Origin of the sequence: Haliea sp., from assembly GCF_041395985.1 — a bacterium.
Classification (GTDB): Bacteria; Pseudomonadota; Gammaproteobacteria; order Pseudomonadales; family Halieaceae; genus Haliea.
Genome location: NZ_JAWKZJ010000009.1, coordinates 1 through 25,478, shown reverse-complemented (window position 1 = coordinate 25,478; position 25,478 = coordinate 1). Strand labels below are relative to the sequence as shown.

Sequence of the window (25,478 nt, the reverse complement as noted above, 5' to 3'; positions counted from 1 at the left end):
TGCACGGGCCCCGACAATGACTGAGGAGCGCAAACCCGCTATGATACGCCCCCCCCATTTTCTGAACTGCAGGGAACTGACAAGCACATGCCAGACAGTCGCGCGCGCAAGATACTGGTCACCAGCGCCCTACCCTATGCCAACGGCCCACTGCATCTGGGCCACATGCTGGAGATGGTGCAGACTGACATCTGGGTTCGCTTCCAGAAGTCACGCGGCCATGACTGCCTCTACGTGTGCGCCGACGATGCGCACGGTACCGCCATCATGCTCACAGCCGAGAAGCTGGGCATCACGCCCGAGCAGCAGATTGCAAAGATCAAGGCAGAACACGAGCGGGACGCAGCGGGCTTCTGCATAGGGTTCGACAACTACTACAGCACCCACTCCGAGGAAAACCGCTACTGGAGCGAGGAAATCTACCGTCGCCTGCAGGCCAACGGGCACATCACGCGCCGCGATATCGTGCAGGCCTTCGACCCTGAAAAGCAGCTTTTTCTCGCGGATCGCTTTATCAAGGGCACCTGTCCGCGCTGCAAGACTCCCGGCCAGTACGGCGACAATTGCGAAGCCTGCGGAGCAACCTACACGCCGGCAGACCTCATTGATCCGGTTTCCGCAATTTCCGGTGCACGCCCGGTGGACAAGGAGTCGACCCACTTCTTTTTCAACCTGCCCGCGCTGTCTGACATGCTTGCCGAGTGGATCGACTCCGGCACCCTGCAGCCGCAGATTGCCAACAAACTCCGTGAATGGACGGCTGCGGGTCTGCAGGAGTGGGATATCAGCCGCGACGCCCCCTACTTCGGCTTCGAGATTCCGGGCGAGCCAGGCAAGTACTTCTACGTCTGGCTCGATGCCCCCATTGGCTACATCGCCAGCTTCCAGAACTACTGCGAGCGCACCGGGCGGGACTTTGCAGCCTATTGGCATGCCGACGCCGACGCCGAGCTGTTTCATTTCATTGGCAAGGACATCATCAACTTCCACGGCCTGTTCTGGCCCGCGATGCTGCATTCCGCGGGCCTGCGCACGCCCACCGCGATCTACGCGCATGGCTTCCTGACGGTCAACGGGACCAAGATGTCCAAGAGCCGCGGCACATTCATTAACGCCGGCACCTACCTGGGCCACCTGGACGCCGAATACCTGCGCTACTACTTTGCCGCCAAGCTTAGCGCTGCTGTGGACGATATCGATCTCAACCTGACGGACTTCGTGCAGCGCGTCAACGCCGATGTGATTGGCAAGGTCGTCAATATCGCGAGCCGCTGCGCCGGCTTCCTGCGCAAGGGCTTTGAAAACAGGACCAGCACTGACTGCGCCGAGCCGGAGCTGCTACAGCTGTTTCTCGACGAGGGAGAGTCGATCGCGGACGCCTATGAACAACGCGAGTACAGCAAGGCGATTCGGGCTATCGTCGCGCTGGCCGATCGGGCCAACCAGTACATCGATGAGCGCAAGCCATGGGTTCTGGCCAAGGAAAGCGGCCGTGAGGCTGAGGTGCACGCCGTGTGCAGTGTCGGCATCAATCTGTTTCGGGTACTCATGACCTACCTGAAGCCGGTACTGCCCGCGATGGCAGGCAAATCCGAACGGTTCCTCAACTGTTCGCTGGACTGGACAGCGCTGGCAGACGGGCCCTTGCTGGGGCATCAGCTGGAGCCTTTCCAGCCTCTGCTGACGCGAATCGATCCCGCCCAGGTCGAAGCGCTGCTCGCAGCGAGCGCGAACGAGGCGCAGGCTGGCCAGGTTTGAACCGCGCCGGCTTTATACCCCGGTGGCGATTGTTTCCACCGGGATAACTACTTACCATTAGGCGATTTGCTGACCCCTTGATGACACTATTGTGCTGGCCGACTATTCCATCCTTCTGATCGGAGCCATTCTGGTCAACAACTTTGTGCTCGTACAGTTCCTTGGGCTGTGCCCGTTCATGGGCGTGTCCAACAAACTGGAAACAGCCATGGGCATGTCGATGGCGACCACGTTTGTGCTCACCCTGGCATCGGCCTGCAGCCACCTGACCTACTACCTGCTGCTGGAGCCTCTGGGCCTGGAATACCTGCGCACCATCTCCTTCATCCTGGTGATCGCCGTGGTGGTGCAGTTTACGGAAATGGTGGTGCGCAAAAGCAGTCCCCTCCTGCACCGTGTCCTGGGCGTTTACCTGCCGTTGATTACCACCAACTGTGCCGTGCTGGGTGTGGCGCTGCTCAACATCAACAAGGACCACAGTTTCCTGCAGGCCCTGTTCTACGGGTTCGGCGCCGCCCTCGGCTTTTCCCTCGTGCTCATTCTGTTTGCCGCGATGCGCGAGCGGCTTGCAGTGGCCGATGTGCCGGAGCCCTTCCGGGGCGCCGCCATTGGGATGGTTACCGCCGGTTTGATGTCGCTGGCCTTTATGGGCTTTGCGGGGTTGGTGTAGCGCGATGCCGAACTGGATTGCTGACTACCCCCTGCTGGCGGCGCTGCTGGCGCTGGTCGGCCTTGGCGCGCCGTTTGGGGCGCTACTGGGCTTTGCCGCGGTGCGTTTCCGCACCGAAGGCAACCCCATCGCGGACCAGATCAACGCCATACTGCCGCAGACCCAATGTGGCCAATGCGGGTTTCCGGGCTGTCGGCCCTATGCCGAGGCGATTGCCGGTGGTGAGGCGATCAACAAGTGTCCGCCCGGCGGCGAAGCCACGATACAGGCGCTGGCCGACCTGCTGGATGTCGAGGCGCCGCCGCTGGATGAAGAACACGGTGAAGAAAAGGTCAAAGCCGTAGCGTTCATCCGCGAGGATGAGTGTATCGGTTGTACCAAGTGCATTCAGGCCTGCCCTGTGGACGCCATTCTGGGCGCCGCCAAGCAGATGCACACCGTGATTGCCAGCGAGTGTACCGGCTGCGACCTGTGCGTGGAGCCCTGTCCGGTCGACTGCATCGATATGATTCCGCAGGAGGAAAACCTGCAAACCTGGCACTGGCAACTGCCTGCACAGCGTAGCCGCAACCTGAATATCATCGCCACCGACACGCCCTCAGCCGAGCGTGCGGCATGAGGCGGGTTTACGGTTTTCACGGCGGCATACACCCCGCCGAAAACAAACACCAGTCGCTGGGCAGCAGGATCCGGGGGGCGGGCATACCGCAGCAGCTGATTTTGCCCCTTTCCCAACATATTGGCGCGCCCGCACGACCGATCGTGGCGGTCGGTGACCGGGTGCTGAAAGGGCAGATGATTGCTGAGCCCGGCGGCCACGTCAGTGTGCCCCTGCACGCGCCGACCTCTGGACATATCAGCGCCATCGAAGAGCGCCCCATTCCGCACCCCTCCGGTTTCCCCGCACCCTGCATCATCATCGACTGTGACGGCGAGGATGAATGGGCGCCATTAGAGGGCGTGGCGAACTACAGGGATTGCGAAGCCACCGAATTACTTGAACTGATCCGCAACGCCGGCATCGCGGGGATGGGCGGAGCCGGTTTTCCCACCGCGGTCAAGCTCGCCGGCAAGCCCGGGCAAAGCGTCAAGACACTGATCATCAACGGCACCGAGTGCGAGCCCTACATCACGGCGGACGACATTCTCATGCGCGAGCGCGCTGACGACATCGTCGCTGGTATCGCCATCCTGCAGCATATCCTGCAGCCGCAGGAGATCCTGTTGGGCCTCGAAGACAATAAACCCGAGGCCATTGCGGCACTGCAGGCGGCGGCCGCAGGCAGCGCCATAGAGGTGGTGACCTTCCCCACCAAGTACCCCTCCGGCGGCGAAAAACAGCTCATCGAAATACTCACCGGGCAGCAGGTACCCAGTGGCGGCCTGCCGGGAGATCTGGGCATTGTCTGCCAGAACGTGGGCACGGCCGTCGCGGTACGGGACGCCATCTGCGACGGGCGTCCCCTGATTTCCCGCATAACCACCGTCACCGGCAATGCCGTGGACAGCCCACAGAATTTTGAGGTACTGCTGGGCACACCCATGCAATACCTGCTGGATCTTGCAGGCCTGCACCCCGAGCGCTGCGAGCGCCTCGTGATGGGCGGACCGATGATGGGGTTCACCGTCACCACACCCCAGGCCCCAGTTGTCAAAACCACCAACTGTATACTTGCCCCGACTGCCGAGGAACTGCCACCCCCACCGCCCGCGCAGCCCTGCATCCGCTGCGGCCTCTGTGCGGAGGCCTGTCCGGCAAGCCTGCTGCCACAGCAGTTGTTCTGGTTCGCCCAAGGCAAGGAATTCGAAAAGCTGGAGCAACACAATCTGTTCGACTGCATCGAATGTGGCGCCTGCTCCTGGGTGTGCCCCAGCCATATACCGCTGGTACAGTACTACCGCGCATCGAAAGCAGACATCCTGCAACAGCGGCGCGAACACGCCAAATCGGAGCAGGCGCGGTTGCGGTTTGAGGCGCGCCAGGCGCGGCTTGCCCAGGAAGAGGAAGAGCGCGAGGCGAAGCGTGCCGCACGCAAGGCGGCTGCTGAAAAGCGCGCGGCCCTGGCCGAACAGGGCGGCGAAGAGGACCCGATCCAGGCCGCCATTGAGCGCGCCAAGGCGAAGAAGGCGGCGCAGCAGGCGGGGGATGCCACGGCCGCCACCCCGGCGAAGGCATCCCCGGAAGCGGCGCTGCGGCAGAAACTGGCAAAGTCGGAACAGCGCCTGGCGCAAAGCATCACTGCCGGTGAAGATGCCAAGATCGTCAGCGCCCTGGAGGCGACCGTGCAGCGACTGAAGGACAAACTGGCCGAGGCAGAAGCAGCGGCAACGGAAACGGGCACCGACTGATGGCACTGATGCGCGTCAGCTCACCCCATGCCCACGGCAGCTACAGCACCGGCATGGTCATGCGCCAGGTGCTTCTGGCCACGGTGCCCGGCGTGTTTGTGCTGACGCTGTTCTTTGGCTTTGGCACCCTGATCAACGTGCTTTGGGCCTGTCTCGTCGGCCTGGCCTGTGAATCTATCGCCCTGTTGCTGCGCGGCCGGTCCCTGGCTTTCTACCTGAAGGACTGCAGCGCGCTGGTCACCTGTGTACTGCTGGGCATCGCCCTGCCGCCCTACGCCCCCTGGTGGTTGATTGCAGTGGGGGTGGCGGCGTCGATACTGATGGCCAAGCAGCTCTATGGGGGGCTGGGCTACAATCCGTTCAACCCCGCTATGGTTGGCTACGTGGTGCTGCTGATCTCCTTCCCGGTGCAAATGACCGCCTGGGCACCACCACGCGGTCTGGGGGACGTGCCCGGCCTCTGGGAGGCTCTACAGGCCTGCTTCCTGCCCGCCCGCTACGACGCGGTCACCATGGCGACGCCGCTGGATGTACTGCGCCAGAACCAGGGGCTGTTGCTTGAAGATCTCTGGGCACAGACACCGCAGTTCGGACGCTGGGCAGGCATTGGCTGGGAGTGGGTCAACCTGGCTTTTCTGGCCGGCGGACTCTGGCTGCTGTACCGACGCATATTTACCTGGCATGCGCCGGTGGCCATGCTTGCCAGTCTGGCGCTGATGGCGACGCTGTTCTACGACGGCGGCAGTTCCAGCAGTGGCGGCTCGCCGCTGTTTCACCTGCTCAGCGGCGCAACCATGTTCGGCGCCTTTTTCATTATCACCGACCCGGTGTCCTCCGCCGTTTCAGTGCGCGGGCGACTGGTATTCGGCGCGCTGATCGGCGTACTGGTGTACCTGATTCGGGTCTGGGGTAACTACCCCGATGCCGTGGCATTCGCCGTGCTCATTGCCAACTTCGCGGCGCCCTTCATCGACCACTACACGCAGCCCCGTGTCTACGGCCACGGCAAATCAGGGGGCGCAGGCTGATGCAGCTACTCGGGCAATCCATCACCCGCAACAGCGCGCTGCTTGCCCTGTTCGCCCTGTTCACCGCCCTGCTGATTGGTGGCACCTGGCTGGCTACCCGCGACACCATCGCCCTCGAGCAGCGACATGCGGAAGAGAAGGCGCTGCTGGAGATCGTGCCACGTGAGCGCCACGACAACAGTATGCTGGACGACACACGTATGCTGCAGCCTGAGTTCACGGATCTCGGTTTACGCGAACCGCGTCCGCTGTACATTGCGCGCCAGGGGAACAAGGCCGTGGCCGTGATCGTACCGGTCGTGGCGCGAGACGGTTACAGCGGCGATATCGAGTTGATTGTCGGGGTAAACGCCGATGGCAGCATCGCCGGGGTCCGCACTGTCAAGCACCGCGAAACTCCGGGCCTCGGTGACAAGGTCGACCTGCGCAAGTCGCAGTGGATCCTTGACTTCACCGGCGCCTCGCTGGAAAACCCGAAGCCCGCGGGCTGGGCCGTGCGCAAGGACGGTGGCAGCTTTGACCAGTTTACCGGTGCGACCATTACACCGCGCGCCGTGGTCGCAGCAGTACAGCGGGCACTGCTCTACGTGCAACGCGAACGCACCGGGCTGTTCGGCCCCGCAGAATCAGGCCGCGACAGCGCACCCGAGGAGGGCCCCACCGCATGAGCACCCCCGCCTACAGCGAGCTGACACTCAACGGCTTGTGGAAAAACAATCCGGCTATCGTACAACTGCTGGGTCTCTGCCCACTGCTCGCCGTCACCGGTAACGTGGTCAATGCACTGGGGTTGGCAGCCGCCACCACCCTGGTGCTGGCCTGCTCCAACACGGCCGTCTCGGTGATCCGCAATGTGGTCTCGGATGCAGTGCGCCTGCCGGTGTTTGTCATGATCATCGCCTCCGCTGTGACCTGTACCGAACTGTTGATGCAGGCCTTTGCGTTTGAGCTGTACCAGATTCTCGGGATTTTCCTCCCATTGATCACCACCAATTGCGTCATTCTTGGACGCGCCGACGCCTTTGCCAGCAAACACGCGGTCGCGCCGGCGCTGTACGATGGGCTGATCATGGGGCTGGGGTTCGGAGTGGTGCTGGTGCTACTCGGCGCCCTGCGCGAACTGCTCGGCACTGGCGCATTGTTTGCCGATATGCAATTGCTGTTCGGCCCCGCAGCGGCGAGTTGGAAACTGGTGCTGATCGATGATTATCAACCCTTCCTACTGGCCATACTGCCGCCGGGCGCATTCATTTTCACCGGGCTGATGATCGCTGGCAAAAACCTGATCGACGGACATATCAAACGCCGCCAGGACGCCCTGAAGGCGAGACCGGTCAAGGGTGCCAAGCGGGTGCGTGTCACGGGCACCATCAGCTGAGCTGAGGTTGAGAAACAGCTTCAGGCGCTGGCGGGCGCGCTGCGGGCGAGTGTATCGAGCAGCGCGTCCACCGCCGCGTCATCCATACCCCGGTTATCCAGATCACAACTGTAACTGACAAATAGCAGAAGGCCCCCGGACGCCAGGTACCACTCGCGCACCGCAGCCTCCGCCTCGGAAAAGCTCGCCGTGAAGCCGCGGAAGTCGCCGCAGTTTACGGCCTTCCAGGCAGGCACCGAAGGCGATTCGGTTACCGCTATCTGCTTGAGCTCGGCCGGGGTGAGTTGGCCATCGGTTTTGTGCAAGGTGGTCATCTCGAGGCAGCCCACGTCGTCCTCATCTGCGACCAGCACCGTGCCGTCCTCTTCCACATCAGCCCACCACTCGGGCGCCAATGCCATCGTCCACCACTCGGTTTCCACTACGTCCATCGGTCTCTCACAGGTCCAGTGACATCAGTACCGCATCTTCACGCCCGGTCGGCAGGGGGTAATAGTTGCGCCGCATGCCGTCGACGTGAAACCCCATCTGCTCATACAGCTTGCGCGCCGCGCTGTTTGACTTGCGCACCTCCAGCAGACAACGCCTTGCTCCACTGGCCACCATGGCATCGACCGCGGCCTGCAGCAGGCGTAAACCAAAGCCCTGGCGACGGGCTGTATCTGCAACCACAATATTGTAGATGCTGCCGTCGTCAAATTCGCGCGCGTACACCACAAAACCCTGCAGCACCGCATCCACCTCCAGCAACAGGGCTCGCTCGGCGCTGTCTTCCGCGGTGGCGCAACAGCGCAGGTACTGGGACTCACGCCAGGGCCACAGGGAAGCGCTGGCGTCCAACAGGGCCATTCGCGGGGCATCTTCGGGTAACGCCGGCCGAACCAGAGCCGACACGTCTAGTGTTCCAGGGCCAGCAGCGCCAGCCACGCATCGCGCTTCAAAGCAGGGGCAGCAATCATCTCGGCGCAGGCCGGCAAACGCACCGTGCGCACGCCGTCCAACTCGGGCTGCAGCAGGTACTGTCCTGCGCGCTCACCCAGTAACACGAGGCCGTGGCAGTCTCTGTCACGCAGTTGGCGCAGGACAAAGCCGGTCAGGGCGGCTGCGGCGGCCTCCTCACCGAGGTCCAGCTGGCGGTTGGTGTGCATCGGCCAGTCAAACCGGGTGGGCGGTAGCGCCCCCTCACGTCTGCCGCCGGCCCGCACAGCGCGCGCAAACCCCATGGCACGCATCAGTTGCAGTTCATCGGCCGGCAGGTCGCCGCCGTCCGCGGAGTGCAACCAGAGACAACCACCAGCAACAATCGAGACAATACTGAATGTGACAGCCGGTGCCACAGCGGGCTTGGCCGTATCGCTGCGCACCGCTGTCGAGGGCGGCGGGCTCAGAGACGTCGCCAAAGGCCTGGCAGCAGGGATCACCGGGGGCGGGGGCGCAATACGCGCAGGCCGCTCTGCCGGCTGTTGCGGTGCAGCGGCCACCGGGCTGCCTCGCATCACCGGTACGCGAGGCGGGCTCGGGGCCGCACCCGGCAACGTCCGGTGAGCAACCAACAGCTGCAACCCCAGGGGCTCCAGGCAGGCCAGCTTGTGCAAATCTCGTTGGGTTGCCATGGGCATTCGTCTATCAGTGAAGCGCGAGTCTAGCAGTTTTCGTCACGAGCTACAGCCAGCGCCACCCGTAGCGATGGAAGAAGCGCAGGCCAGAACGCAGGAAACAGGCGAGATGCCTGAGGCCCTTGCGCGCACTGTCGCCACCATAGTGGCGCACGCGCATGGCGGGCAGGTAATGCAGCTCACCCAGGGGGGCCAGCCGCAAAGACAGATCAAAATCCTCGAAATAGAGAAAGAACGCCGGATCAAAACCCCCGATCTGGCGCAGCGCGCCGCTGCGCACGAGCATGAAACAGCCGCTGGCCAGCGGCACCGGCGCCGGCCTGCCCGCGGCGTGCACATCGTGCATGGCGTAGTGGGCGAGGCGCGCAGCAAAACGGGCCTGCAGCCAGCGCGGCGCGAATGCCCGCAGTGCCAGGACCAGCACGGATGGCATGCGCTTGCTCAGATAGGCCGGGCGGCCATCCGCCAACGCGCCATCTGGACAAACCAGCACGACACCCGGATGTTCGCGCAGGTATTCGATGCCCACCAGCAGCGACGCCGGGGCCGAGACAATGTCCGGGTTCAGGATCAGGTGATAGTCCGACTCGCAGGTCTCCAGGGCGCTGTTGTGCCCAGCCCCGTAACCGGAGTTCTTCGTGGGTGCCAGCACCCGGTACTCTACAGCCGCATCCGTCGATGACACTCGATCGATGACCACCAGCAACTCACGGTGATAGTCGGGGCACAGCGAATTATCGACCAAAACCACCGCAACGCTAGACACCACCCCGGCGCTGCGCGCTGCGTGTACAGAGGCCAACAGCGTCTCCAGCGTCTCCTGCAGGCGCTGCAGGTTGCTGTGATAGACGACCACAGAAACACACAGCGACGAGGCGGAGGACAGCGAATGCATGCCCGGCATGGTATCAGCAGCGGCCACCGACAACCTAGTACAACACTGCTACCATGCACCCCAATACGCTGTGAGAGTAAGGCCCCATGACGTCGACAACCCGCCGCTTCCGCTTTGGCCCCGGGCTCCTGGTGACCGCGGCATTTATCGGCCCGGGCACCATCACCACAGCGAGTTCCGCAGGTGCCCATTTCGGCTTTGCCCTGCTCTGGGCACTGCTGTTCTCGATCATCGCCACCTATGTCCTGCAGGAAATGAGCGCGCGCCTGGGGTTGGCTACGCGGGCGGGGCTCGCAGAGGCGATGCGAGCGCACTTCAGCAGCCCCGTTCTCGGGAAACTGGCGGTGGTGCTGGTGGTGCTCGCCATCGGCGTCGGCAATGCCGCTTATGAGGCAGGCAATATCGCGGGCGCGTCGCTGGCCCTGAGTACCGTATCCGGCACAGGCACCACTTTCTGGTCGATCATTATCGGCCTCGGGGCGGCATTGCTGCTGGCCAGCGGGCGCTACGCCGTACTGGAAGGGGTGTTGATAGTGCTCGTGCTGGTCATGAGCGTGGTGTTTGTCCTGGCGGCCATCGTCATCGGCCCGTCCCCGGGTGATCTGCTTCGGGGGCTGCTGCGGCCCACACTGCCCGAGGGCTCGGTCATGGTCGCCATCGCGCTGATTGGCACAACTGTCGTCCCCTACAACCTCTTTCTCCATGCCAATGCCGTGCGCGAGAAGTGGCCGGCCAACCTGCCTCTGAAGCAGGCCATCCATGAGTCACGTCTGGACAGCGGGCTCTCGATCGGCCTCGGAGGGCTGATCACGCTCGCCATCATGAGCACCGCTGCAACGGCATTCTTTGGTACGGGTGTCGCATTCGACGGCAACTCTCTGGCACTGCAACTGGAACCGCTGCTGGGGCCCGCAGCGCACAGCATCTTCGCTGCGGGCCTGTTTGCGGGGGGGCTGACCAGTGCGATTACCGCACCGCTGGCCGCATCCTACGCGGTCTGTGGCGCCCTGGGCTGGTCCTCCCGGATGACCGCACCCGGGTTTCGCCTGGTCTGGATCGGTGTTCTGGTCACGGGCACGCTGTTCGCGGCACTGGGCACACGGCCGCTGAGCGCTATCCTTCTGGCGCAAATGGCCAACGGCCTGCTACTGCCTGTGGTGGCCGTCTTTCTGCTGATGGTCATGAACAGCCGGGCACTGCTGGGCGCACAGGCAAACCGATGGCCTGCCAACCTGCTCGGAGGCGTGGTCGTTGCGGTGGCGGTTGGCCTCGGAGGCCTGAAAATCCTGGATGTCGCCGGCTGGCTATAGCAGCGGCTTGCAAGGCGGGGAGGTTCTACCTGTCAATGACAGAGCAGGACAACCGTTGCCAGCCCTCAGCAACGGTCGCCTGTAGAGACTGCCCTGCCATGCCGGCAGGGAATCAGCCCCGGCGCTGCTCCCTTATGGATCAGTGCCGGTGCCCACCACGGTGAAGTTACATTCGAGGTCGAATTGAGCGTCGCCGTTACCGGTCTCGAAGGTCGCCGTGTAGCTGTAGTCCTGATCAGTCTCCTGCGCCGGAGGCAGCACGGTGGAGTAGCGCACCGTCACCGCGCCACTGGCATCGGTAATGCCTGCACTTGAACCGGAATCAGACGCTGGCGAGAAGATGAAGTTGGGACTGCCAGCCGGCCAGTCAAACGACGTGACAGAGATCAGCGCATCGGGGATCGGCTCGCCGGAGCTCGTCAGGTAAAGCAGCCCCAGCCGGCTGGAGCCGCAGTTCAGGTTGCCGATCAGGTTGCCGTCTCCCGACGCCAGGATCGTCACCTCGACTTCGCTCGCCTCCCCGATGGACTGTACCGCAAACAGCAGCGTGATTTCCTGGCTACCCGGAAGCTGCCCTTCCACGTTGACCACTGCCGTGGCGCAACCGCCACTGCCCGTGACCAGTGTGCCTGAGGAGCCACGGCCGTTCACGTCAACACTGGCGCCAAAGGTATCGCCCGTGCTGAACTGGATCGACTGCGACGACAGCGGCACCTGGTTGCCATCACGTACGCACAGCGACACGACACCGTCATTCACGTTACTCGCCAGAATGCTGGTCGACGCAGTCAGACTGATACCATCTTCCTCCAGGGAGCCCAGGTACACAGGACCACCCGGGTTGAACACGCGGCTGACAGAGAAATCCTCCGTCTGCGCAACGATCAGTGCGGTGCGCCCGAGATTACTGAAAGGATACGTCAGCAACGTGCTTGCGGTTCCGTTGGCATCGGTGAAGGCAAGCGCCTGGATGTTGCCCACGCGGGCGCGCCCGATCACGTAGGGCACGGTTGCCCCCTGGTCTTCGCCGACACGGAAGGCCTCTTCGTCAGAGCGGATAGACAGTGAGTCGGGGCGGTCTGCGGGGAATTCGGCAATGGTGCGAATACCGGCATGGTAAAACGAACGGCCGTCCGGATCGGGCGCCAGTGCCAGACGGTCACCCACCCGAGCACCCAGTGCGGAGAAGTTGCCGCCCGCCGCATTGAAGCTGAAATTACCCTCAAGCGGATTGCCGTTGGAACCGGTAATCACGAAACTGCCGGCGCCGGACTCCGGGTAGCCAGTGAGGGGCGCGTCAATCAAACGGAACAGGATGGGTGTATTGACTGCCACCGGGTTACCGTTGGCATCGGTTGCCGTCACCGAGACCACGCGGCTGTAGGTGCCGTTCTGGAAATCGATGGTTTCATCGGCGGCGAGACCTATCTGTACCCGATTGGTACGAATCGCCTCGATAAAGGGCCCGGTGAACTCCAGCCCGGCAACAGGACCGGCTGCACTGACAACAGCAATCGTCACCACGGATTCTGCGCCACCCGTGGTCGAGCCCTGCGCCGAGCGCTCCGCGCGGATCCGCAATGTGGCTTCGCCGCTGACTGCGCCGGCTACGAAATACACCCTGGCATCGCCGTTGGAACCCGTCTGGACGCTGACGCTGGACAGTGTGTCCTCTGCGCCACTGGCGAGATCCTCTTCGCTCAGCAGGCCGCCGATTCGGGTTCCGGTGAAGGAGACCGTGACCTCCGCGCCCGTGACAGGCAGCCCCGTGCCGCTGTCCGTGACTTCAACTGCGATCTCGGCCACGTGGGGACTGTCGGACTGTGCCGGATTCTGCGCCGCGTTCACGGGCACCGATTCTTTTTCGAGCAGTACGCTCAGGGCAAGGTTGTTCGGCGTATCGGGATCCGGCAGAAAACCGCCGCCACCACCACCGCCGCCGCCACAGGCCGTCAATGCAAACGCGGTAACCAGTAGCGCAGCCAGTCGGCTATATTGAGTAATGCCCCTGATGATCATTGTCGTCCCCTGTTGCCCACTCTGAAGCAGATCTTGGTTTTTTTCGTCCCTGAACGATTATGCGGCGTTTGCCCGCAGAATCAACCAGAGCAGACCCTAACCGCACCAAGCTTAGCACGGGATATCAAAGAATCTCTATGAATTACAAGCCCATACACGCTTTTTGTGACTTTTTGGTTCATATCAGCCTGTATGCTGGGCAAATTTCCGCTCCTGCCTCTTCGGTCGGGGGTTGCACACCCATGGCAACAGCACTTCCCCCGACCGGTGCACGCGAAATCAGTCGCGGTAGGTTTCCCAATCTTCACCCAGGAGCATTGAACTGATCCAGTCAGCCACTGAAATGCCGCCGGCTGTTTTCTCCAGGTCACCCAACAGGAAGGTGTGCTCGGCACCCGTTGCCACGAAGGACTTCACCCGCTCCGGGTAGGCGGCCTCGAGATCATCGAGTTCACCCAGCAGGGCTTCCTCGAAGACTTCCCCGCCCACCTGCACAAAGGTCACCGCAATGACCGTATCACGCGTGTAGCTCATCATGCCGAGGCGGAAGTTCTCGTCTTCACTGAGCTGGTACTTGTGATAGTCCGTGATATGGCCGTCATCCCCGATGCAGGTCTCGCAGCTTTCCGGGAAGAACGCGGTGGCATTCCACTCCGTCAGCAGTTGTTCGATGAACGCCGGCTCATCAATCCGACCCAGCCCAAGACCGGAGTCATTGATCAGCTCGATCGGCACATCCGGATACAGTTGCCGCACCAGCGGCAATGCATAGGTGGTGCCAAAGCCACCCGCACTGGAACCCGTCAACAGTATGCGACGCGGCGTCGGGAAAGTATTGACAGCCACATCGAGGGATGCAGAAAGATTGTGCAGTCCGCGGTGGAAGCGGTCAGCGACGCCGTCGTCGTCCGTGTCGACATCCTGGTCACCAGCGTGCAGGGAACCATCGCAATAGGGAAGATACACCGTGTTCCAACCGGCCACGGGGTTGCCTTCACGTGCCGGATCCAGCACGCCGAGGGGCGGTATGCCAGGCGCGGCCTGCTCCGTTGCCAGGCACAGGTCGGACCAGCAGGCTCCGCCGCCCTGAAGGAAAATCACCAGGTCTTCGGAACCGGTGTCGCGCGTCGCCATGGTGTACTCACCACCCGTGAGACACAGCGGCCCATCGCCAGCACCAAAGCTGTGATTCACCACGTCGCCGTCCTGTTCGGACAACATCGGCGTGTATTCGCCCAGATAGCGGGCGATGCCCTGGTCCAGCAGCTCCTGGAACGGTACCGCCGCGGGTTCCACTGGGGGCTCTACCGGGGCCACGACGCTGTCAGTGGAGTCGCTGCACGCCGTCATAAGCGGCAGAGCGGCGCACAATGCGATTGAAAGTCGGCGCAGCGCCGGCCGACTGTTAACATCCTCAATTTTCATTATTACTCTCCGGGGGTGGCGCACCGACGTGGTGTCGGAAGCTTGCTGCACAAGATGCCCAGTCCCAGGACATCTTTCAAGCCCGTGACGCAATCCAGTACAGCTTCACATCCTACATACTAATTTTTAGATCGTATTAATCATAATAATCATATTTTCAGAATGCCTGGTTCCGGCTATAGTGGCCCCTCGTAGCAGTTCGCCCCTTGCAGCTGCGCGACAACACATTGAATGATGATTGAGGAGTTACCATGATCTCTGCAGGACAGGTTCCACACACTGTGTTCAAGATGCGTGTTCGCGATGAATCCGTCGGCGGCGACAACCCCTACCGCTGGCAGGACACGACCACAGACGACATTTTTGCCGGTAAAAAGGTGATCGTATTCTCACTGCCCGGCGCCTTCACCCCCACCTGCTCCTCCAACCACCTGCCACGCTACGAGGCATTGTTTGAGGAATTCAAGAAAGAGGGCGTTGACGAGATTTACTGCCTTTCGGTCAACGACGCATTCGTGATGTTCCAGTGGGGCAAGCACGTGGGCGCCAAAAACGTGAAAATGCTGCCCGATGGCAACGGCGAGTTCACGCGCAAAATGGGTATGCTGGTAGACAAGTCCAACCTTGGCTTTGGCATGCGCTCCTGGCGCTACTCGATGCTGGTGAACGACGGCAAAATCGAAAAACTGTTTGCCGAGCCGGACTTCGGTGATGTGTGCCCGACGGACCCCTTCGAAGTATCTGATGCAGACACCATGCTGGCGTACCTGAAAGGCACCCAGTCAGAGGGTGTTGCTGCACCGAGCAAAGCCTTCGTCGGCTGACAGCCTTTTGCACCCCGTCCACCGGGCGGGGTGCAACCTGCTATCGACTGAAGCGCCGCTGGACATGGGCGCGCCTTGCCCGAACCTGCTCAGCTCGCTCAGCAGCGCTGAGCACAAAGAAGCCGGGGATAGCAGCAGGCAGTTCCTCCAGCTTTAATAACGTAGCTTGTGGCCAGTCATCCTCTGCCAACGCGGTTGTCATACCGTCATAGCGCAACAACACCGTACCCCGCTGCAATCCGCCCGTCCCCAGCCAATTGGGATAACCCGGGTCCTGCGCAGCGATCACATGGTAATAGGCCCCGTCGCTGGCGAGCGTTGACTGGCTGCGGGTAAAACTCGCGGTACCGTTCGCATATTCCAGGGAAGCAAACCAGAGGTCGGTAATCTGCAGTGCCTGGTAGCGTGCAGACGTCGGTGTTGTGCGCAGCAGCAGCGCATGCCCGGGGGGAATGTCGAAATGGCCGCTCACCATCCAGCGCCCTTTTACCCCACCCAGCGTCGAGGTATCCAGCGGCGGCGACAGCACGTTGGCCTCACGCACCTGGCGGTACCGCTGCTCCACAAATGCCGGCCATACGGCCACGGACTGCTCAAGGATCCGCGCTGTCTCGCGCAGCCGGGCTGCCACCTCCGCTCCCGTATCCGGCAATCGCACGTCGCCTTCCATACCCGTCCGGTCGATGTGCACGTGTCCGGGGGCATCCTGCGTCCAGTCAGCATAGATCTGGCGCACCACCACCGTGGTCGTGTCCTCCGGGTTCGATAGCGCCCCAGGCCGAGGCGCTGCGCCTGGCGGTTCCAGGTAGACCTCGAACCGACCCTCGGCGTCGATGGGAATTGCTTCGAACCCCAGATAGCCCGCCGACCTGCCGGCACCCGCCCAGGGCTCCCCTGCGTAGAGTTGTACTTCGATACGGCTTGCCGAGCCGAGTTCGCCGTGAATACGATACGCGGCGCCACCCTCCACTGGCGCGAACAGATAGCGCTGATCCGGATTGTCTCCCCCTTCACGCACATGCATGTCCATCACGCGGAAAAACGGGTAGCGGGCGTCCTGCAACATGCCCGCTTCAATCGACTTCAGCAGCATGCGCAGCATATGCTGGTAGCCTGCGGCGCGTTCGGCATCGCTGCCAAACGCGGGACTGCTGCGCACATCGCTCTCGGCCTGCTGCAAGGCGCGTTGAAAGTCTTCAAAGGCGGCGGACAAGGTGTCCTCTTCAGCGGCACAGACCGTTTGCGCGTGCAACGCGGCGATGCCCAGACAGGCCGCGGCGGCTCCTCTGCGAAACGCGGAGCAGCCCCTGACCCACAGGTGGTTACACCCTGACTGCATACTGCCTCCCTGTAAGCGCGAGTTACACCGGCCACGTGCCCGGGGCCTGACCAGCACCATGCCGGACCATCAATGTGCGCCATTGCGGGAAAGAACGCAAAAAAAAGGGGCGTCCCCGAAAGGACACCCCTGCAAACCAGATCGCTTGGACCTTACTGTCAGTACTCGTAGGTAATGTCCAGGCCGTAGGTCCGCGGAGGACCGTACTCTTCCGTCGTCAGGCCCAGACCACCGAAGTTGATACCAAAGATCGGATAGTCATCGTCAGTCAGGTTGCGACCCCACAAGGCGACGGACATCACACCGTCACCAACCTGGATGCTTTCCAGGCTGAGGCGGGCGTCTACCAGCGTGCGCTCATCCATGATCTGGTGGTCATAGATCACCGGCTGGCCGCTCACGTTGGCCGTCCACAAAGCAGACTCGTACCACTCGTCCTGCCAGTTGACCTGCACGTAGCCGCGGATATCACCGAAGGAGGTGCGGGCGAAAACGTAGTCAGCCGAGGCGTTGATCTGGTTGGACGGTGCGCTGCGCTTGGCACGGTCCTTGGTCTCCAGGCAGACACCGCTGGTGCCGCACAGCTCGGGGAACTTCTCGAAGTCACCGGTTACGTAGGTGTAGCCCACGCTCAGGACGAGATCTTCCGCCGGCGCTACCTGAACCTCCAGTTCACCACCCCAACGATCCGCTTCACCGGCGTTGGAGATCTGGCTGGTGGCGGTGCCGTTTTCGGTCTTGATCTGGCTGACCTGCACGTCCTCATAGACGTAGGTGTACAGCGAGCCGTTGATGCGCAGACGGTTGTCCCACCAGTCGCTCTTCACCCCGAGTTCCCACTGCTCCATGGTTTCCTCGTCGTAGGCGTTGTCAAACACCTCGCCGTTGAAACCACCGCTGCGGTAGCCGGTTGCGTAACGCAGGAAGGCGTTGAGGTCGTCGGTGAACTGGTACGCAGCCGTCAGGTTACCGCTGAGGTTGTAGAAGTTCTCCTCACGGCTGACTGAGCGGGCCGGCGTCTGACCGAAGGGGGTCGTTACCGCCGAGTAGTCGTAGAAGATGTCCTTGGTTTCCTCGGTGTAGCGCAGGCCCGCCGTCAGCGACAGACGATCGTCCATCGCTGCGGGACGCCAGGTCGCCTGGGTAAAACCGGCAATGGCATCGGTAGAGTTCTCATAGAATTGCGTGCCAGCGCCCGCCAGCGGGGCGCTGAAAATCGCCCGACGGTCATATATGCCCTCGTCTTCGAAGTAATACAGGCCCAGCACGTAGTCCACACGATCGGTCGCACCGATGATGTTGAACTCTTGCGAGGTTTGCTCGTAATCGGACAGCGTGTCCTGCTTCGAATGGTTCACGCCGAGCTGGTCGATGGAAGCCCAGAGGCCATCAACGAAGGGGTAGCTGAAGCCCGACGAGGGGCCGTACAGCTGCGCCAGAGTCAGGTGCACCAGGTCGGAATAGGCCCCGATGCCGTTTTCGTCCAGCGTGCTGTCGATGTTCTCCAGGTCACCAAACACGTAGGTTTGCAGTTCACGGTACGCGGTGATGGAGCGGAGGGTGACGTCGCCCAGCGCGCCCATATCACCCAGTTCCCAGTTCAGTGTCAGCGTATGCCCTTCGACTTCATTGTCAGAGGTCGGCACGAAGTCAGAAGCACCGGCATCGACGCGGCCCTGCCCATCCGCTGCAATGGCCTGGTAGACCCCGATGGTTTCCTGCAGTGAGGGAATCCAGCGCGACGCAATGCGCGGGTCGCTGCCCGGGATGGTGGCCCAGAACTGGGCGCCCTGCAGGACACCCTGCATGGCGGAAATACGATCCACATTACCGGCAGGATCCAGTGCGGTGAAACCCGTGACTTTCTGCAGGCCGCCCTGCTCATCGAGGTCACTGCTGTCGTAGCTGTAGTCAACGCTCAGTGCGTCCGTCGGCTCCCACAGCAGTGCGATACGGTAGGCTTCGCGATCAATGCTGTCGTAGCCGGGGCCACCATTGAGGTTGTCATAGAGTGGATCGCGCTCGCGGTTCTGGTAACCAAAGGCGGCCGACAGCTTACCGAGACCCTGCCCGACTTCGCCGACTGAGGGAAGATCGACATTCAGTTTCAGTTCCTGTTCGTCGTATTTGCCCAGCGTGCCCTTGGCGCGCACACCCAGCTCACCTGTCGGCTTGCGGGAGATGAAGTTCACGGCACCCGCGGTTGCGTTACGGCCATACAGCGTGCCCTGCGGGCCGCGCAGCACTTCGATGCGCTCCAGTTCGGCGACGTCCATCGCCGAGCCCTGCATCTTGCCCACGTAGACGCCATCCAGATAGACGGCAACAGCGGGATCGAGCGACAGGTTGGCCGGGCTGCCACCGCCAAAGCCGCGGATGGCGAGGCTGGTAGTGCCACGTGAGCCGGGGGCATTGAAACCGGCAACACCCGGCACCTGGCCAATCAGATCCTGCGTGTTCTCAATACGCCGTTGAGCCAGCGCATCCGTGGTGAGTGCGGTGATGGAGATAGGCGTCTCCTGGGTACTTTCGGCACGTTTTTGCGCCGTGACAATGACTTCTTCCAGGGCGGTCACCTGGGCCTGCGATGCCATGCTCATGCCGACGGCAATCGATGACAGGGCCAGAGCCAGCGGACGCGGGGCAAATCTGAACTTCTTCATGGGGGATCCTCTCATGCGGATGGAACACTTATCACTGCACTGCTCAAGGCGCGTGCAGGCATTTTTATCTCGGCAGAGTGTTGCCTGTAGACGAACTAAAACCTTTCCACGGTCACGTTTTAGACGGCGGGCCAACTTTACACGGCACAACCCGCCCGGAACAGTGATGGATTACCAAAAAGTGATGAAGTAGTGCAGATAGCAATACCAGCGAGGCTGTGGTCCGCAAGGCAGTCAGTTGCTGGCCGCGATGCCCTCTGCACGCACGGAAAATCCGGAACCGAGAAATGCGGCAGCCACCGAGAGCTCGGCATCCACACTGTACTGTGGATCCGAGAGCCAGCTCAGCAGCCCGTAGACATAGATGCCAAGGATGTAGTGGGTGATGCGCTCCACACTGATATCGGACCGGACCTCGCCGCGAGCAAGGCCATCCCGCAGCATGGCGCAAAAGCTCTCATGTAACAGCGGCCAGCGATGCTGGCCAATACTGAAGTTGGGATCGTCGTAGGCGCGCAGGGCGAGCAGCAACAGTGCCCGTGTCAGCGTGGGGGTTCTGCGGGTCATTTCGGCGCCGTAGGCAAAGAACCGGGCCAACTGTTGCTCGGCAGTACCGCCTTCGGCACGAAACCGCTCAATGGCGGAGGAGAAGCGCTCATCAACACCGGGCACCAGAGCCTGAAGGATCGCCAGTTTGCTTGGGAAATAATTGAACAACGTGGGCTTGGATATGTCTGCCGCCTCGGCCAGGGCTTCAACCGTCACCGCCTCATAGCCGTGGCGCGTAAACAGACGCCGCGCCGCAAGCAGGATTCGTTCCCGCGTTTCGCGCTTTTTGCGCTCGCGCCGTCCCTCGCCTTTGCTGACTGCACCCATGATCTTAACTACCGTCTATTATTTTACCCTCTTGTGCAATGTATCGTTAAAGCCACCCCAATGCCACGCTTGCAGCAAGAAAAAAGTCCGGCTCACCGGCTGTAAGCGCGCATGTTCAGCCCAAATGCAGCCACCAGATCGCGCATGAGTTCCACCACCCCCCCGCCGAAAGTGTTGATCTGGCACTTCCGGTACTCTTCCTCCAACTCACCGGCCAACGCCGCGCCGGCGCTGCCGCGGCGCAGCATACTCGCCGGCCCCATGGCATCCATGAGCAAGCGGTAGACTTCGATCAGGCCCTCAGTGCTGAACGCTTTCATCGCTGAGGCGTAGGCCACCTCCGGCTCGCCGTGCTCCATGCTCCAGGCCATGCGCCAGGTCATCAGCCGCATCGCCTCCAGCCTCGCATAGCATTCGGCGAGCAGGCGCTGCACCGTGGCGTCTTCTATAGGCCTGACGCCAGCAGCATCGGGTTCGCGGGCCCAGGCGAGCACGTCCTGATAGAGTCCATAGGCATAAATGCCGATGGCGGCCAGACCGACCCGTTCGTGATTGAGTTGCGAGGTGATCAGCTTCCAACCACCGTTGAGCGTGCCACAGATCATGTCATTGGGGCAGCGCACGTCGTTGTAGTAGCTGATGTTTGTGCGGACGCCACCCACGGTATGTATCGGGGCAAAGCTGAAGCCCGGCTGGTGGGCATCCACCATAAAAATACTGATGCCAGCGTGGGGGCGAGCGGCGTTTACGTCGCTGCGCGCGGCGAGCCAGATATAGTCCGCGGCTTCCGCGCTGGAGGTATAGACCTTGGTGCCGTTGATGACCCATTCATCACCCTCGGCGACGGCGGTGGTTTTCAGGGCCGCGAGGTCCGAGCCCGCGTCGGGCTCTGTGTAGCCGATGGCGAAGTGGAGTTCACCCGCGGCTATCCTGGGCAGGAAGAAGTCTTTGTGCGCCTCGGAGCCGTGCGCCATGATGGCCGGAGCCACCGTCGAAATGGTTACAAAGGGTAGCGGCGCGCAGGCCAGTTGAGCTTCTTCGAAGAAGATCATCTGGTCCATGGGGCCACGTCCCTGGCCACCGTACTCCTTGGGCCAGCCAAGCGCCAGCCAGCCGTCCTTGCCGATCTGGCGGATCACCGACTTGTAGGCATCTCCCCCCTCATTGCCGCGCGTCGCCTCGATAAGCTCGGGGGTCATCAGCGACTGGAAATACTGTCGCAGCTCGCTACGCAACGCCTGCTGCCCTGCCGTATAGTCGATGTGCACGGACCTGTCTCCTGACTTCAGTGATGGTTGCAGGATTATTATTGAATTTGGATTCAATATCAATAATAATCCGCACACAGTCCAGAATACGCGAAGACCATGCCCTCAAGCAGCAGCCCGTCATCGACACCGCGACGCCCCAAGGGTGAACTCGCCCGCGAGCGCCTCAAAAGCGCGGCCATCGCCCTGCTCGACCGGGGCGGCTACCATCAGCTGCGCGTGAAGGACATCACGGCCGAGGCCGGCGTCGCAGCCGGACTGTTCCACCATTACTACAGCGGGCTGGATGCCCTGATCGAGGAAATCCTTGAGGACCATATTGCCGCCTTCGAGGCTACCGAGCAGATCGAGCGGGATGTCAGCAAAGGTGACTGGTTCAGCCGGCTGCGTTCACACTATCGGGTGGCCGTGCACGCGCACGCTGCGCACCCGGGCATCATGCGCTGCATCGATCAGTTCTGTAGCGATGATCCAGCCTTCCGCGCACGCTGGCAGGCGTCCTACAACCGGCGACTCAAGCTACTCACCGCCGTATTTCCCTACGTATTCCCGGAAAGCGACCTCAGCGAACACGAGGTCAGCCTTGTGGTGCACGCATTGAGTGGCATCGGGCAGGATGTCTTGCGCGCCCGCTACGGTGAGCGCAACCCGGAGCTCCTGGCCCTAGGCCTGACAGAGGATGAACTTGCCGAGTGGCTGGCCGCCCTCTTCTACCGCGGGCTATTTGCCTGCAACCCGCCGAGGCGGGCCATGAACTACGCCGACAAGATTCTTGCCATCCGGCGATGAAACCTCTACCGGACACACAGCGGCCCGCACGCCGCACAACTGGAGACTCAACATGGACTTCTCATTGAGCGAAGATCAGGCCGCAATCGCGGAGCTTGCAACACGGATTTTTCGCGATCAGGTTGATGACGCGGCTCGCGTGCGCCATCAGGACAGCTTCGATCGCGATCTGTGGCAAACGCTGGCACGCTCTGGCCTCACCGGACTTGGGCTCTCGGAAGCCAACGGTGGCTCGGGGATGGGCTTCGTAGCCCAGTGCCTGGTGGCGCAGGCACAGGGAGGTGTACTGGCACAGATTCCGCTGCCGGAAACCCTGCTGGCCGGCTACGCGCTGGAGCAAGGCGGTGTCACTCGTGGCCTCGACAAAGTCGCGGCGGGTGAGACGCACTTGACCCTGTGCCTTGCACCGGGGCTGGAACTTGAAGGCGACACGCTGAGCGGCACACTCAGCCTTGTACCGTGGGCCGAAGGGGCCCTGTACATTGTTGCCTGCGCCAACGACAGGCTGGTTGCGTTCTCAGCAGATGAAGCAGAGCTGTCCATGACCGCACAGCGGGTCAGCAACGGTCGGCCCACGGCGCTGGTGCGAGTCAACCGCGCCCAGGCCATTGATCTGGGCGGCTGCGAGCAGATCGCTGCGCTGCGCCAGCGCCAGGAAGTGATGACTGCCGCCCTGCAACTGGGCGTCGCCAGTGAAGCCCTTGCACGAACCGCTGCCTACACCAGCGAACGCAAACAGTTCGGCAAGCCGCTCGCCGGCTTTCAGGCCGTGGCGCACCGCGCGGCAGACGGTTATATGGATATCGAAGCCCTGAGGGGAGTCGTCGACAGCGCTATGTGGCGCATTGAAGAAGGACTGGACGCCACGCTGCAGGCAGGCGCCGCGCGCTGGTGGGCGGCAGAGACCTCACACCGGGTAGCGCATACCGCACAGCACCTGCACGGCGGCATTGGCGCTGACATCGAGTACCCGATTCACCGCTTCTTTCTCTGGTCCAAACAGCTCGAGTTCGACCTCGGCGGTGCGGCTCACCAGCTCGCCGCCATGGGCCGGCATCTGGCCAGCGACCCACATTCTGGCATAACGTTGTGATCCACACCTCGGCACACCCACCCCGACTCCGGAGCCCAGCATGAACGTAGTGCAATTTGACCGCATTGAAGATCGCCACCTCGGCCGCGCCCTGAGTCTGCAAGCCAGCCAGCAGCCCGACGCCACATTTATCATGTTCGGCGAAGCGCACTACAGCTTCGCCGAGGTCAATCAGCGCGTCAATGAACTCGCTGCAGGGCTCAGGGAGCTGGGACTGGACAAGGGCGACCGGGTCGCGTTTTTCATGGGCAGCGCGCCTGAAGTCATTTTTCTCGCGCTCGCCACCAACAAACTGGGAGGCGTCTGGATTCCGATCAACGGCGACTATAAAGGCAGCTGGCTTTCCGAGACCATCAATCGCAGCCGGCCACACATTCTGGTGACGGACAGCGAGCACGCCGACAGGGTCGGGCAGGTGGTGGCCGATCTCGAGGTCGCCCACCTGGTGGCATTCGGGGACGCCCCCGGACTGCCCTCGGCTATTCCGTTTGGCAGCCTTTACCGGAAGGGCGCAGCGGAGCCAGACCTTGCCGGCCAAAGCTACGGCGACACCAGTGCGGTGCTCTGGACATCCGGCACAACCGGCCGCTCCAAGGGCGTCATGCAAAGCCACAACGTGTGGTTCAACGCCGTGGAAACCGGTGATGCACAGTTCGGTACGCGTCCAGGTGACGTCATTTATTCTGTTCTGCCGATGTACAACTCAGCCGCCTGGGTGACCTCCATCCTGCGCGCGCTGATCGTAGGCATTCCGTTGGCCGTGGATCCGGTGTTTTCAGTCAGTCATTTCTGGGAGCGTGTAGATTACTACGGCGCGACGCAGAGCTTTACCGTAGGTGCCATGCATATGTTCCTCTGGAACGCAGCGGAAAAGCCGGACGACGGCCAGCACAGCCTGCGCAAGTTGATGGCCGTGCCGATACCCCCGGATATCGCCGGCCCCTTCAGCAAGCGATTCAACCTGGAGCTGATGCCCCAGGGCCTGGGGCAGAGCGAATGCATGCAGCTGGTGATCACCGCGCCCGGCCAGCCGTTACCGCCACCGGGGAGCTGCGGCCTGCCCTCCCCAAAACTGGATGCGCGCCTGGTCGACGACGCCGGCAAGGATGTCCCCGAGGGTGAAGCCGGCGAGCTTTGGGTACGGCCACGGGAGCCCTTCGCCATCTTCAACGGCTACTTCGACGACCCCGAAGCGACGCGTAATGCCTTCGAGGGTGAGTGGTACAAAACGGGAGACATGCTGCGCAAAAAGGCGGACGGTTACTACTATTTCGCCGATCGCAAGAAAGATGCGGTGCGCCTCAAGGGCCGCAACATCTCCACCTTCGAAGTGGAGATGGTCGCGCGACGCCACCCGGCAATAGCTGACTGCGCCGCCTTTGGCGTGCCGAGCGAGATTCTTGATTCCGAAACCGAACTGAAGCTCAACTACATACTCAAACCGGGCAAGACACTGCCGCCTGAGGAACTCGCGCAGTTTATCAACGACAATGCGCCCTACTTTTTCGTGCCAAGGTACCTTGAGCAAGTGGAGGCCCTGCCTTACACGCCTACCAACAAGGTACAGAAGTTCAAGCTGCGCGAAGCCGGCATCACCCAAGGCACCTGGGATGCCCAGAAGGCAGGCTTCAAGGCAGAGCGCTAGTAACGCCCGGTACGTGTTATCGTTGCGCTTACACAGGCCAGTCGAGCGGACACAGCGGCAATGACATTTACAGGAACCGCCGCCAGGACACTGCTGGTGGCGGCTGCGCTTAGCAGCGCATTCGTGGCAGGAGCCTGGTTGCAACAGCGAGGCACTCTCTCGGCCATACCGGGCATATGGCGCCCGGGCGATGCGCCCGCAGCGCCGCCAACCATGGCGGCAGCGCCGGCCAAGCCCGCAGCGACACCGTCTCCGCGCACCCCGCCCACTACTAAGTCGAACCTGAATATCCCACTTTTGGCGCTGATTACTGTTGAGCGCTGCCAGGCAGCAACCTGATCAATAACTCAATGCGGCGTGATGCTCGAATCCATCGTCGCTGTCTGCCACAGTTAACAGCCGGATGATCCTTCGCAACATGGTTTCCGCCCATTTTTTCGGGGCAAAATAAAGCCAGCGCAGGAGCCGGCGCAGATTTTGGCCGCAGGCAGACAGAATCGCATTCAGCGCATCGCCCTGTATGCCTTTCAGAT

General features: G+C 62.0%; 23 protein-coding genes. 12 read left to right on the top strand and 11 right to left on the bottom strand.

Features of this window, described 5'->3' with window-relative positions:
• Nucleotides 1–87 precede the first annotated feature (87 nt).
• The 7 genes from metG (at nucleotide 88) to R3E49_RS15245 (ending at nucleotide 7,183) form a co-directional block, all read left to right on the top strand.
• Nucleotides 88–1,758: a methionine--tRNA ligase gene (gene metG / locus R3E49_RS15275; RefSeq protein ID WP_371295833.1), complete on the top strand. Its 1,671-nt coding sequence runs from the start codon at nucleotides 88–90 to the stop codon at nucleotides 1,756–1,758.
• Between the two features lie 91 nt (nucleotides 1,759–1,849).
• Entirely contained in the window at nucleotides 1,850–2,428 is a 579-nt protein-coding gene (rsxA, locus tag R3E49_RS15270; RefSeq protein WP_027949109.1) for an electron transport complex subunit RsxA, read from the top strand.
• Nucleotides 2,429–2,432: 4 nt separating this feature from the next.
• Nucleotides 2,433–3,047, top strand: coding sequence for an electron transport complex subunit RsxB (gene rsxB / locus R3E49_RS15265; protein WP_371295832.1), 615 nt, complete (start codon nucleotides 2,433–2,435; stop codon nucleotides 3,045–3,047).
• Complete coding sequence (gene rsxC, locus R3E49_RS15260) at nucleotides 3,044–4,777, top strand: electron transport complex subunit RsxC (RefSeq protein WP_371295831.1); 1,734 nt, start codon at nucleotides 3,044–3,046, stop codon at nucleotides 4,775–4,777. Before rsxB ends, rsxC begins: the two co-directional genes overlap by 4 nt.
• Complete coding sequence (gene rsxD, locus R3E49_RS15255; RefSeq protein ID WP_371295830.1) at nucleotides 4,777–5,805, top strand: electron transport complex subunit RsxD; 1,029 nt, start codon at nucleotides 4,777–4,779, stop codon at nucleotides 5,803–5,805. The genes rsxC and rsxD overlap by 1 nt, the downstream gene beginning before the upstream one ends.
• Entirely contained in the window at nucleotides 5,805–6,473 is a 669-nt protein-coding gene (gene rsxG / locus R3E49_RS15250; RefSeq protein ID WP_371295829.1) for an electron transport complex subunit RsxG, read from the top strand. The genes rsxD and rsxG overlap by 1 nt, the downstream gene beginning before the upstream one ends.
• A complete protein-coding gene (locus R3E49_RS15245; protein WP_371295828.1) occupies nucleotides 6,470–7,183 on the top strand; it encodes an electron transport complex subunit E in 714 nt (237 codons plus the stop codon). Before rsxG ends, R3E49_RS15245 begins: the two co-directional genes overlap by 4 nt.
• Nucleotides 7,184–7,203: 20 nt before the next feature.
• Here R3E49_RS15245 and R3E49_RS15240 read toward each other — a convergent pair whose 3' ends face one another.
• From R3E49_RS15240 to R3E49_RS15225, 4 genes are read right to left on the bottom strand one after another with little or no spacing between them, the layout of a single operon-like run.
• Nucleotides 7,204–7,614 (bottom strand): hypothetical protein, encoded by a 411-nt coding sequence (locus R3E49_RS15240; RefSeq protein WP_371295827.1) that lies wholly within the window; start codon nucleotides 7,612–7,614, stop codon nucleotides 7,204–7,206.
• Between the two features lie 7 nt (nucleotides 7,615–7,621).
• Nucleotides 7,622–8,077: a ribosomal protein S18-alanine N-acetyltransferase gene (gene rimI / locus R3E49_RS15235; protein ID WP_290741519.1), complete on the bottom strand. Its 456-nt coding sequence runs from the start codon at nucleotides 8,075–8,077 to the stop codon at nucleotides 7,622–7,624.
• A gap of 2 nt (nucleotides 8,078–8,079) precedes the next feature.
• Nucleotides 8,080–8,796 (bottom strand): hypothetical protein, encoded by a 717-nt coding sequence (locus R3E49_RS15230; RefSeq protein WP_371295826.1) that lies wholly within the window; start codon nucleotides 8,794–8,796, stop codon nucleotides 8,080–8,082.
• A gap of 49 nt (nucleotides 8,797–8,845) precedes the next feature.
• Entirely contained in the window at nucleotides 8,846–9,721 is an 876-nt protein-coding gene (locus tag R3E49_RS15225; protein WP_371295825.1) for a glycosyltransferase, read from the bottom strand.
• A gap of 59 nt (nucleotides 9,722–9,780) precedes the next feature.
• Here R3E49_RS15225 and R3E49_RS15220 point away from each other — a divergent pair, with 59 nt between their 5' ends.
• Nucleotides 9,781–11,004, top strand: coding sequence for an Nramp family divalent metal transporter (locus tag R3E49_RS15220; protein ID WP_371295824.1), 1,224 nt, complete (start codon nucleotides 9,781–9,783; stop codon nucleotides 11,002–11,004).
• 132 nt (nucleotides 11,005–11,136) lie between these two features.
• Here the strand turns inward: R3E49_RS15220 and R3E49_RS15215 are convergent, their stop codons facing one another.
• Together R3E49_RS15215 and R3E49_RS15210 are read right to left on the bottom strand one after the other, a co-directional pair.
• Entirely contained in the window at nucleotides 11,137–13,023 is a 1,887-nt protein-coding gene (locus tag R3E49_RS15215) for a hypothetical protein (RefSeq protein WP_371295823.1), read from the bottom strand.
• Nucleotides 13,024–13,302: 279 nt separating this feature from the next.
• A complete protein-coding gene (locus tag R3E49_RS15210; RefSeq protein ID WP_371295822.1) occupies nucleotides 13,303–14,448 on the bottom strand; it encodes a pectin acetylesterase-family hydrolase in 1,146 nt (381 codons plus the stop codon).
• A gap of 251 nt (nucleotides 14,449–14,699) precedes the next feature.
• Between R3E49_RS15210 and R3E49_RS15205 the strand changes: the two genes are divergently transcribed.
• Nucleotides 14,700–15,272, top strand: a complete 573-nt coding sequence (locus R3E49_RS15205) for a peroxiredoxin (RefSeq protein ID WP_371295821.1) — start codon at nucleotides 14,700–14,702, stop codon at nucleotides 15,270–15,272.
• A 40-nt stretch (nucleotides 15,273–15,312) separates the two neighbouring features.
• Here the strand turns inward: R3E49_RS15205 and R3E49_RS15200 are convergent, their stop codons facing one another.
• The 4 genes from R3E49_RS15200 to R3E49_RS15185 form a co-directional block, all read right to left on the bottom strand.
• The gene (locus R3E49_RS15200; protein WP_371295820.1) at nucleotides 15,313–16,611 is read right to left on the bottom strand and encodes a hypothetical protein; all 1,299 of its coding nucleotides are present in this window, start codon (nucleotides 16,609–16,611) and stop codon (nucleotides 15,313–15,315) included.
• A gap of 158 nt (nucleotides 16,612–16,769) precedes the next feature.
• Complete coding sequence (locus R3E49_RS15195; protein WP_371295819.1) at nucleotides 16,770–19,274, bottom strand: TonB-dependent receptor; 2,505 nt, start codon at nucleotides 19,272–19,274, stop codon at nucleotides 16,770–16,772.
• A 234-nt stretch (nucleotides 19,275–19,508) separates the two neighbouring features.
• Nucleotides 19,509–20,150, bottom strand: a complete 642-nt coding sequence (locus R3E49_RS15190) for a TetR/AcrR family transcriptional regulator (RefSeq protein WP_371295818.1) — start codon at nucleotides 20,148–20,150, stop codon at nucleotides 19,509–19,511.
• A gap of 92 nt (nucleotides 20,151–20,242) precedes the next feature.
• On the bottom strand, nucleotides 20,243–21,418 hold the full coding sequence (locus tag R3E49_RS15185; RefSeq protein WP_339639005.1) for an acyl-CoA dehydrogenase family protein: 1,176 nt from the start codon (nucleotides 21,416–21,418) through the stop codon (nucleotides 20,243–20,245).
• Nucleotides 21,419–21,517: 99 nt separating this feature from the next.
• Here R3E49_RS15185 and R3E49_RS15180 point away from each other — a divergent pair, with 99 nt between their 5' ends.
• The 3 genes from R3E49_RS15180 to R3E49_RS15170 are packed head-to-tail and all read left to right on the top strand — an operon-like array spanning nucleotide 21,518 to nucleotide 24,945.
• Nucleotides 21,518–22,207 carry a TetR/AcrR family transcriptional regulator gene (locus tag R3E49_RS15180; RefSeq protein ID WP_371295817.1) on the top strand — a complete coding sequence of 230 codons (690 nt, stop codon included), beginning with the start codon at nucleotides 21,518–21,520 and terminating at the stop codon, nucleotides 22,205–22,207.
• A gap of 52 nt (nucleotides 22,208–22,259) precedes the next feature.
• Nucleotides 22,260–23,300 (top strand): acyl-CoA dehydrogenase family protein, encoded by a 1,041-nt coding sequence (locus R3E49_RS15175; RefSeq protein ID WP_371295816.1) that lies wholly within the window; start codon nucleotides 22,260–22,262, stop codon nucleotides 23,298–23,300.
• Nucleotides 23,301–23,340: 40 nt separating this feature from the next.
• A complete protein-coding gene (locus tag R3E49_RS15170) occupies nucleotides 23,341–24,945 on the top strand; it encodes an AMP-binding protein (RefSeq protein ID WP_371295815.1) in 1,605 nt (534 codons plus the stop codon).
• Nucleotides 24,946–25,284: 339 nt separating this feature from the next.
• On the opposite strand, the gene R3E49_RS15165 is transcribed toward R3E49_RS15170, so the two are convergent.
• Nucleotides 25,285–25,478, bottom strand: a 194-nt coding sequence (locus R3E49_RS15165) for a hypothetical protein (RefSeq protein WP_371295945.1), incomplete at its 5' end; no start/stop codon positions are given.

Excerpts from the sequence above, each read along its gene's own strand:
- metG (WP_371295833.1), top strand. The coding sequence starts at position 88 with ATGCCAGACAGTCGCGCGCGCAAGATACTGGTCACCAGCGCCCTACCC.
- rsxB (WP_371295832.1), top strand. The coding sequence starts at position 2,433 with ATGCCGAACTGGATTGCTGACTACCCCCTGCTGGCGGCGCTGCTGGCG.
- rsxC (WP_371295831.1), top strand. The coding sequence starts at position 3,044 with ATGAGGCGGGTTTACGGTTTTCACGGCGGCATACACCCCGCCGAAAAC.
- rsxD (WP_371295830.1), top strand. The coding sequence starts at position 4,777 with ATGGCACTGATGCGCGTCAGCTCACCCCATGCCCACGGCAGCTACAGC.
- rsxG (WP_371295829.1), top strand. The coding sequence starts at position 5,805 with ATGCAGCTACTCGGGCAATCCATCACCCGCAACAGCGCGCTGCTTGCC.
- R3E49_RS15245 (WP_371295828.1), top strand. The coding sequence starts at position 6,470 with ATGAGCACCCCCGCCTACAGCGAGCTGACACTCAACGGCTTGTGGAAA.
- R3E49_RS15240 (WP_371295827.1), bottom strand. The coding sequence starts at position 7,614 with ATGGACGTAGTGGAAACCGAGTGGTGGACGATGGCATTGGCGCCCGAG.
- R3E49_RS15230 (WP_371295826.1), bottom strand. The coding sequence starts at position 8,796 with ATGGCAACCCAACGAGATTTGCACAAGCTGGCCTGCCTGGAGCCCCTG.
- R3E49_RS15220 (WP_371295824.1), top strand. The coding sequence starts at position 9,781 with ATGACGTCGACAACCCGCCGCTTCCGCTTTGGCCCCGGGCTCCTGGTG.
- R3E49_RS15215 (WP_371295823.1), bottom strand. The coding sequence starts at position 13,023 with ATGATCATCAGGGGCATTACTCAATATAGCCGACTGGCTGCGCTACTG.
- R3E49_RS15210 (WP_371295822.1), bottom strand. The coding sequence starts at position 14,448 with ATGAAAATTGAGGATGTTAACAGTCGGCCGGCGCTGCGCCGACTTTCA.
- R3E49_RS15205 (WP_371295821.1), top strand. The coding sequence starts at position 14,700 with ATGATCTCTGCAGGACAGGTTCCACACACTGTGTTCAAGATGCGTGTT.
- R3E49_RS15200 (WP_371295820.1), bottom strand. The coding sequence starts at position 16,611 with ATGCAGTCAGGGTGTAACCACCTGTGGGTCAGGGGCTGCTCCGCGTTT.
- R3E49_RS15195 (WP_371295819.1), bottom strand. The coding sequence starts at position 19,274 with ATGAAGAAGTTCAGATTTGCCCCGCGTCCGCTGGCTCTGGCCCTGTCA.
- R3E49_RS15190 (WP_371295818.1), bottom strand. The coding sequence starts at position 20,150 with ATGGGTGCAGTCAGCAAAGGCGAGGGACGGCGCGAGCGCAAAAAGCGC.
- R3E49_RS15180 (WP_371295817.1), top strand. The coding sequence starts at position 21,518 with ATGCCCTCAAGCAGCAGCCCGTCATCGACACCGCGACGCCCCAAGGGT.
- R3E49_RS15175 (WP_371295816.1), top strand. The coding sequence starts at position 22,260 with ATGGACTTCTCATTGAGCGAAGATCAGGCCGCAATCGCGGAGCTTGCA.
- R3E49_RS15170 (WP_371295815.1), top strand. The coding sequence starts at position 23,341 with ATGAACGTAGTGCAATTTGACCGCATTGAAGATCGCCACCTCGGCCGC.